Here is an 8,217-nt window from a genome sequence, read left to right on the forward strand (position 1 = left end):
ATGTCGAACCGCCCCGTGCTGGCGCTCGCGCGGCCGCGCGCGAACTCGGCGTCGGCGGCGCCAGAGTCCCCGCGCAGGAAATCGTCCGTGTAACCGTCCAGGGAACTCTTCGCATCGCCTTCCCAGGCGGGCGGCTGCGGCTTGCTGGCGCAGCCGGACAGGACGACGAGCGCGGCAGCGATAAGAGGCTTGGTCATCATGGCAGCTTGATCTCCGTGTCCTGCTTGAACGGCCATTTGCGGTTGATCTCGTCGACGAGGCGGTTCACCTTGCGCAGGCTCGCATCGACCTCGCCGCGCAGCCGGCCCAGGTCGTCGGTGGCCGTGTGCGCGTTCTTCGCGACGGCCTGCGCCTCGGCCAGCACGCCGTCGGCCTTTTGGAGTGTCCCGCGCGCGTCGGCCAGCAGGCCGTTCAATTCGCGGATCGCACCTTGCGCATCGTCCATCACGCCCTTCTTGCCGAACACGCGCTGGTCGGTCTTCGCGAGCAGCGCGTCCACGCGGTGCAGGGTCTGCAGCAGCTTTTCCGCCTCCGCGTCGCCGCCCAGCGCCGTGCCCAGCACGCCGTAGCGGCCGGACAGGCGGCCGGACAGCGCATCGACGTTGGCCAGCGTGTTGCCGATGTGGGAATCGGCGCGCGTCATCGTCTCGAGGTTTTCCAGCAAGGTACGCGCCGTCGCCATCAGGCGCGGGATCTCGGCCGCCGCGTCGCCCCGCAGCACGGGCCGCTGGGCGTGGTCCGGCAGCGGCGGATCCGTCAGCACGCCGCTGTACGCGCGCAGCCGCGTCTCGCCGACGACGCTGCTCTCGAGCGTGAACACGCTCGTCGTGCGCAGCCATTTCGCATCGTTCTGCGCGATGTCGACGAGGATGTTGACCTTGCCGTCCTTGCCCAGCTCCACCTGGCGCACGCGCCCGATGGGGAAGCCGGCGAACGTCATGTCCATGCCCGGGATGACGCCCGAGGAATCGTCGGCGACGAGCACCAGTTCCTGCGTCTTCTCGAACACGCCGCGGGCATACATCACGTACAGGAAGAACGCCACGATCAGCGCGCCGATCAGCACGAGCAGGAACAGCGCCTTCGCTTCCACGTGTTTCGGTTCGTCGGGAGGGGTGTCTTTGTCGCTCATCGTTTGAATGTCGTTAGATGTATTTGACGGCCAGCGAACTGGCCTCGATCAGCAGCAGCACGAACAGCAGCCGCAGCGCGCCCGGCTGCACGTTCGTGTGCAAGCGGCGCGGACGGCGCAGCAGTTCCAGGATGGCGGCGCTCGGGATCACCGCCACCGCGAGCCCGAACAGCACCGTCTTGAACACGAAGCCGAGCGTCACCGTCGGGTCGAACACGCGGCCCACCGTGCGCGTGTAGTCCGGCAGGCCCCATGGCGACAGGCCGTACACGTTCAGGTACGCCAGCACGAGCACGATGACGCTGCTGACCATCGCGAGGCTCAGCACGGAAAACGCGTTGGCGATCACCTGCGGCACGAGGTCGCGGCGCAGGCGACGCAACGTCTCGGCCGTCGCTTCGCCGGCGGGCACGCCGCTGCGCGCGAGGCCCATGGCACCGGCATCGAAGGCCATGCCGGCCCGCAGCGCGGCGAACATCGCGGCCGACAGCGGCAGCAGTTCCAGCACGAGCACGCGCACGACCATTTCCAGCGCATAGCGCGACAGGCCGTAGCTCTGCGCCGTGACGAGCACGATGCGGATGATGACGAGGCTGACGAGCGCCGTCAGCACGGTGAACCAGGGCAGCACCTGCCAGGTGCTCGCGTAGATGTAGCGCGACGTGGCGAGGCGGTTGGCGCGGTGGTAAGTGGACGGCGTCAGCGCCATCACGAGCGCCACGGCGCCCAGGTGCAGCATCGACCACCAGCTGGCGACGTAGCGCGCGGCCAGGTGGCCCCAGAGGCGCGGCTTGACGTACAGGAGGGAGGTGATGGGCACCTATGTCCTCCGGGCTTCCTGGACACCCTTCACCTCGGCGATCGCCGCAAGCGCCTTCTGCAGCTGCCCGGTCGAGCTGATCTCCGCCGTGAACACCATCTTCGCGGTCCCCTTGCTGCTCTGCGTGTTCACGCCGATCACGTTGATCTTCGAGATCGCGAGCACTTCCGAGATGTCGCGGAGCAGGCCCTGGCGGTCGGCCGCGAGGATGAAGATATCGACCGGGAACACGGTCTCCAGGCCCGTCGTGCCCCATTCCGTCTCGAGCACGCGTTCCGGATTGCGCGCGGCCATCTCGGCGAAGTTCTTGCAGCTCGCGCGGTGGATCGACACGCCCTTGCCGCGCGTGACGAAGCCCATGATCGGGTCCGGCGGCGCCGGCTTGCAGCAGCGCGCCAGCTGCGTCATGAGGCCTTCCGTGCCGACGACCAGCACGCCCGACTTGGCGCCCTGCTCCACGCTCGACGCGCGGCTCTTGTTGACGACGGCTTCGTCCGGCATCGGGGCCGCCGGCGCCGCGTCGTGCAGTGCGGCTTCCACGTGGCGCAGGCTGAATTTCTCCTTGCCCACCGCGATGAACAAATCGTCGACCTTGGCGAAGCCCAGCTTGTGCGCCAGCGTATCCAGGTTGACCGCGGTCTTGCCTTCGCGCTGCAGCGACTTTTCGACGAGCGCGCGGCCGTGGGCCAGCGTCTCCGCCAGTTCCAGCGCGTGGAACCAGGCGCGGATCTTCGAGCGCGTGCGGCTGCTGACCGTGTAGCCGGGGCTGAGCCAGTCGCGCGACGGCCCCTGGCTGCCGGCCGGCCCCTTCGCGGTGATGATCTCGCACGTCTGGCCGTTTTTCAGCGGCGTATTCAGCGGCACCATCACGTTGTCGATCTTGGCGCCGCGGCAGCGGTTGCCCACCTCGCTGTGCAGGTGGTAGGCGAAGTCGATCGGCGTCGCGCCCACCGGCAGCTCGAGCACGCGCGCCTGCGGCGTCAGCACGAAGATGCGGTCGTCGAGGGTCGTCGATTTCAGCTTCTCGACCCACTCGCGCTGCAGCTCTTCCTGTCCCGTGACGGCGCTCGCGACTTCCGTCTTCCACGCCAGCAGCTGGCGCAGCCACGCGATCTTCTCGTCGTATTCCTGGCTCTTGAAATTCGAGCCGCCTTCTTCCTTGTAGCGCCAGTGCGCCGCGACGCCGTACTCGGCGAAGTTGTGCATCTCCTGCGTGCGGATCTGCACTTCCAGCGGGCGCCCGTCCTCCGCGGTGACGACCGTGTGCAGCGACTGGTAGCCGTTCGCCTTCGGGCGCGAGATGTAGTCGTCGAATTCCTTCGGGATCGGCGTCCAGATGTTGTGGACGACGCCCAGCACCGTGTAGCAGGTCTTGATGTCGCCGACGATCACGCGGAACGCGCGCACGTCGTACAGCTCGGAGAAATCGAGCTCCTTGCCGCGCATCTTCTTCCAGATGCTGTAGATGTGCTTCGGGCGGCCGAACACTTCGGCCTCGATGCCGGCGGCCGCGAGTTCCTTCTGCAGGCGCTCGATCGACGACGCCACGAAGCTCTCGCGCAGCATGCGCTTCTCTTCGAGCATCTTGGCGATGCGTTTATAGGTGTCCGGCTCCATCATCCGGAACGACAGGTCTTCCAGTTCCCACTTCAGCTGGAAGATGCCGAGCCGGTTGGCGAGCGGTGCGTACAGGTCGAGCACCTCGCGGCCGTAGTTGCGCGTGACGTCGTCGAAGCGCTTGTGCTCCGCGAAGTAGCGCAGCGTGGTCACGCACGAGGCGAGGCGGATCAGCACGACGCGCATGTCGCTGGCCATCGCCAGCAGCATCTTGCGCAGGGTTTCGACCTGCGCCATGGCCTCCTGGGCCGCATTCTTGCCGCGCCCGACGGGGGCCTGGGCCGCCGTCAGGTCGCGCAGGCGGATCAGCTGGTGCACGCCGCGCACCATGTCCGCCACTTCCTTGCCGAAGCGCTCCTCGAGCGCCTCGGCCACGCCCGGGTCCACGATCGCCAGCTCGAACAGCAGGCCGGCGATGCGGGTCTCGGCATCGCTGCGCAACAACGCCAGCGTGCCGGCCACGCCCAGCGAGAACTCGAACGCGCTCTGGCCGGTGCCGGCCGTGCGTTCGACATAGCGCTCGGCCGCGAAGTCGAGCGCGCCCTTTACGCGCGCGCAGTCGTCGGGGCCGAGGCCATGGACCAGCTGGGAGGTGGCGTCGCCGAGCGCGACAATCGATACCATCGCGTGTGCTTACGCCTGGGCGGCCACGACGACGATTTCGACCAGGCCGGCCGGATCGGCCAGCTTGGCTTCGACGGTGGCGCGCGGCGGCGTCTGGCCCGGCACGACCCACGCTTCCCACACGGTGTTCATGGCCGGGAAGTTGGCCATGTCGGTGATGTAGATCTGGGTCGAGATGATGCGGCTCTTGTCGCTGCCGGCTTCCGCCAGCAGGCGGTCGATGTGACCCAGCACTTCGCGCGTCTGGCCGAGGATGTCCTGCGTCGTGTCGCTGGCGACCTGGCCGGCCAGGTACACCGTGCCATTGTGGATGGCGACTTCGGACAGTCGTTTGCCTACGTGCAGTCGTTTGATTTCCATGCTTTTCTCTAGTAATAAAACCAGGCCTTGCGGCCGTTTCGCCCGGCCGTGGAGCCGAACACCTCCGGCTTGCTCAGCCGGTCAAAAATTCCCGTGCGATCGCGATCTGCTCCGGCTGCAGGAACGTGGGCGCATGGCCCACGCCCGCGATCTCCGCCAGGCGCGGTTTCGGTCCGCGCCGCGTCATCTCTTCCGCCGTCGCGCGCGCCAGCAGGTCGGAGTGCTCGCCCCGCACGAGCAGCGTGGGGCAGCGGATCGCGTCGTACGCGGCCCACAGCTGCGCCTCGTCCTGCGCCACCTTCTGCGGCGTCATGGCCTTGAACGGCTGCGCGAGCCCGAGGTCGTAGTGCAGCGCCCATTGCCCGTCCGGCTGCTGCACGAGCACGTCGCGCGCCAGCTTGTCCCACTGGGCGTCGCTGTGCGGCCCGAACGGCGTCGACACCGTCCGCACGTACGCGGCCCCTTCCGCGAAGGTCGCGAAGCGGATGGCCTGGCCGATGTAGTCGCCGATGCGCGCCAGCGCCACCGGGTCCAGCACGGGCCCGATGTCGTTCAGCACCATGCGGCGGACCGGGCTGCCCGGCAGCGACGCGAGGGCAATGCCGATCAGGCCGCCCATCGACGTGCCGAACCACTCGACGCCTTCATCCCCGGCCGTGACGCGGGCGATCAGGGTCACCATGTCGGCCACGTATTGCGGAATGACGTAATGCGCCGGGTCGCGCAGCCGGCCGGACCGGCCGCGGCCGACGACGTCCGGGCAGACGACGCGGTAGCGGTCGCTCATGGCCCGCGCCAGCGCGTCGAAATCGTCCGCCACGCGCGTCACGCCATGCACGCAGACGAGCACGTTCGTGTTGGCGGGGTCGCCCCACTCCTTGTATGCCATGCGGTGCAGGCCGACGGGCGAACTGCACAGCACGGATTTCAGCTTCGGTTCGCTCATTTTCAAAAGTTCCGACGATCACCATGCATCCGCCGGAAACATCAACGACCAGGCGGCCGCCAACATTTTACCCGGTGGAGCGATTAGAATTCTACCAAGTCTGGCCCGGGACCACCCGGCTCTCATAGAAACTGTCCACGAGAAAGAGGAACGAATGAAATCCACCATGTTAAGCGGCAAGACTGCACTCGTCACCGGCTCGACCTCGGGCATCGGCCTCGGCATCGCCCGCGCGCTGGCCGAGCAAGGCGCCAACATCGTCTTCAACGGCTTCGGCGACGCGCAGCAGATCGAAAAGCTGTACACCGACATCGGCCAGGAATTCGGCGTACAGACCGCTTACCACAACGCCGACATGTCCAAGCCGGACCAGATCCAGGCGATGATGACCTTCGCGCTTGAGAAATTCGGCGGCGTCGACATCCTCGTCAACAACGCCGGCATCCAGTACGTCGCGAACGTCGAGGATTTCCCCGTCGAGAAATGGGATGCGATCATCGCCATCAACCTCAGCTCGGCCTTCCACACCACGCGCCTCGCGCTGCCCTACATGAAGCAGAAGAACTGGGGCCGCATCATCAATCTCGCGTCGGCCCACGGCCTCGTTGCATCGGCGCAGAAGTCGGCGTACGTCGCCGCCAAGCACGGTCTCGTCGGCCTGACGAAATCGACGGCGCTGGAGACGGCCCCGACCGGCGTCACCGCCAACGCGATCTGCCCGGGCTGGGTGCTGACCCCGCTCGTGCAGAAACAGGTCGACGACCGCGCCGCGCGCGAGGGCATCAGCAACGAGCAGGCGAAGAAAAACCTGCTGCTGGAAAAACAGCCGTCGGGCGAATTCGTCACGCCGGAAGAACTGGGCGCGCTGGCCGTGTTCTTCTGCAGCCCGGCCGCGAACCAGGTGCGCGGCGTCGCGTGGAACATGGACGGCGGCTGGGTCGCGCAATAAATGCCCATCGACGAACCCCTGGAGATTCCGGGCCTGCACGACGCCTGCCTGGAACTCGCGCACGTCGTGCTCGCGTCAGGCCAGCCGCAGGTGTCGCGCGACATCCTCGAAACGCTGGCCGACCGCTTCGAACGCGAAGCGGCCGACTTCGCGCTGCTCGTCGCCAACGCCGGCCGCGACACGGCGCTGCTGGCCCGCGCCGTGCACTACCTCGTCGACGCCCACGCGCTGCCGCTGATGGGCACCGACATGGAATGGTTCCGGCAGGCCCTCGCCTGCCTCGTCGAACTGGCCGTGCCCGGCATCGCGCTGTCGGCCAAGGGCGCGGCGTTCCTGCATGACGTCGAGACCGGTATCGCGCAATCGATGCAGGATCTCGAATGATACTGTCCGGTCAGGGCGCCGTCCGCGGCTCGGTCGCGTGCAGGTCGTCGATCGCCTTCCGGTATTCACGCGACGCCTTCAGCCGGTCCAGGTAGCGGACCGGGCGGCGCTTGTCCAGGCCAATCGAATACTCCAGGCTGCCGCGCACGCCGCAGTACGCCCGGCAGCTCGAGACGGCGTCGGGCGTGGCACGGTCGGTGAGCGTCAGCTGGCCGTGCGCCACGCGCACCCGCAACGCGCACTGCGGCGCTTCCGGCAGCGGCGACGGCGCCGGATCGTGGTAGACGAACGCACCCTGTTCATACCGGCCCATGCCGGCGATGTCGCACATGTGGCCGTTGTAGAAATCGAGGTGGGCGCGCACGTACACGTGATCGGCATCGTAGGGCACGATCTCGATGACGTCCTCGGCCTGGTACGGCACATCCGCCTCGCCTGGCGCCTTGCCGGGCGTGATCGTCCCGCCTCGGCTATGATCGCCTTTTCGCTTCACACGACGAGAAAGGACACATGATGCGAGCACTCCTGGCGACGCTGGCCCTGCTGGGCTGCACGATGCAGGGCGCGCACGCCGCCGACCGGCGTCCCGTGCTGCTCACGCCGGATAAAGTCTGGACCGGCGACGGCGCGCCGCACGCCGGCTGGAGCGTGCTCGTCGCGCAGGGCCGCATCCAGGGCGTGGGCCCGGCCTCGACCCTGCCCGTCCCCGCCGACGTCGACCGCATCGCGCTGCCCGGCAAGACCCTGATCCCGGGGCTCATCGACCTGCACTCGCACGTCCTGCTCCACCCCTACAACGAAACGACGTGGGACGACCAGGTGCTGAAGGAAGCGCCGGCCTACCGCGTCGCGCTGGCCGTGCGCCACGCGGCCGACACCCTGCAGGCCGGCTTCACGACATTGCGCGACCTCGGCACGGAAGGCGCGGGCTACGCGGACGTCGGCATCAGGCGCGCCATCGAGGAAGGACAGATCCCCGGCCCGCGCCTGCTCGTCGCCACGCGCGCCATCGTCGCCACGGCGAGCTACGGCCCGGCCGAGCGCAGCTATCGGCCGGACATGGACATCCCGTACGGCGCCCAGCAGGCGACGGGCGCGGACGAGGCGACGAAGGCCGTGCGCGAGCAGGCCGCCCACGGCGCCGACTGGATCAAGTTCTATGCCGACTACCGCACGGGTCCGGACGGCGGCACGCGCCCCACGTTCACGCTCGAGGAAATGAAGGCGATCGTCGCGGCCGCGCACGCCGGTGGCCGCAAGGTGGCGGCGCACGCGAGCAGCGACGACGCGATCCGCCTGGCCGTGCTGGCCGGCGTCGACACGATCGAACACGGCTACGGCGCCAGTGAAGCGACGTTCAGGCTGATGCTGGAACGCAAGGTGGC

The 8,217-nt window shown here is 67.9% G+C and carries 9 protein-coding genes and 1 pseudogene; 3 read left to right on the forward strand and 7 right to left on the reverse strand.

Annotated features, from left to right (window positions below; all coding sequences use genetic code 11):
• The 6 genes and pseudogenes from ACEN88_RS19160 to ACEN88_RS19185 all read right to left on the reverse strand — a co-directional run.
• Window positions 1–197 (reverse strand): annotated as a pseudogene (locus tag ACEN88_RS19160) (hypothetical protein); the annotation flags it as partial.
• Window positions 197–1,132 carry an MlaD family protein gene (locus ACEN88_RS19165; RefSeq protein WP_413342062.1) on the reverse strand — a complete coding sequence of 312 codons (936 nt, stop codon included), beginning with the start codon at window positions 1,130–1,132 and terminating at the stop codon, window positions 197–199. The pseudogene ACEN88_RS19160 and the gene ACEN88_RS19165, both read right to left, overlap by 1 nt.
• A 13-nt stretch (window positions 1,133–1,145) precedes the next feature.
• Entirely contained in the window at window positions 1,146–1,871 is a 726-nt protein-coding gene (locus ACEN88_RS19170) for an ABC transporter permease (RefSeq protein WP_413342073.1), read from the reverse strand.
• Between the two features lie 81 nt (window positions 1,872–1,952).
• Window positions 1,953–4,193, reverse strand: a complete 2,241-nt coding sequence (locus tag ACEN88_RS19175; RefSeq protein ID WP_413342063.1) for a RelA/SpoT family protein — start codon at window positions 4,191–4,193, stop codon at window positions 1,953–1,955.
• 9 nt (window positions 4,194–4,202) lie between these two features.
• Window positions 4,203–4,553 carry a RidA family protein gene (locus ACEN88_RS19180; RefSeq protein WP_036228482.1) on the reverse strand — a complete coding sequence of 117 codons (351 nt, stop codon included), beginning with the start codon at window positions 4,551–4,553 and terminating at the stop codon, window positions 4,203–4,205.
• Window positions 4,554–4,626: 73 nt separating this feature from the next.
• Window positions 4,627–5,499 carry an alpha/beta fold hydrolase gene (locus ACEN88_RS19185; RefSeq protein WP_413342065.1) on the reverse strand — a complete coding sequence of 291 codons (873 nt, stop codon included), beginning with the start codon at window positions 5,497–5,499 and terminating at the stop codon, window positions 4,627–4,629.
• 154 nt (window positions 5,500–5,653) lie between these two features.
• Here ACEN88_RS19185 and ACEN88_RS19190 point away from each other — a divergent pair, with 154 nt between their 5' ends.
• Both ACEN88_RS19190 and ACEN88_RS19195 read left to right on the forward strand, forming a co-directional pair.
• A complete protein-coding gene (locus tag ACEN88_RS19190; protein WP_056135375.1) occupies window positions 5,654–6,448 on the forward strand; it encodes a 3-hydroxybutyrate dehydrogenase in 795 nt (264 codons plus the stop codon).
• Window positions 6,449–6,832, forward strand: a complete 384-nt coding sequence (locus ACEN88_RS19195; RefSeq protein WP_413342067.1) for a hypothetical protein — start codon at window positions 6,449–6,451, stop codon at window positions 6,830–6,832. It abuts the gene before it with no gap.
• 10 nt (window positions 6,833–6,842) lie between these two features.
• On the opposite strand, the gene ACEN88_RS19200 is transcribed toward ACEN88_RS19195, so the two are convergent.
• Window positions 6,843–7,256, reverse strand: a complete 414-nt coding sequence (locus tag ACEN88_RS19200) for a hypothetical protein (protein ID WP_413342069.1) — start codon at window positions 7,254–7,256, stop codon at window positions 6,843–6,845.
• An 89-nt stretch (window positions 7,257–7,345) separates the two neighbouring features.
• Between ACEN88_RS19200 and ACEN88_RS19205 the strand changes: the two genes are divergently transcribed.
• On the forward strand, window positions 7,346–8,217 hold an 872-nt coding region (locus tag ACEN88_RS19205; protein WP_413342071.1), incomplete at its 3' end, for an amidohydrolase family protein.

The sequence above is a fragment of the Massilia sp. CT11-108 genome, from assembly GCF_047302915.1.
In the GTDB taxonomy this organism is placed as follows: domain Bacteria; phylum Pseudomonadota; class Gammaproteobacteria; order Burkholderiales; family Burkholderiaceae_D; genus Telluria; species Telluria orientalis.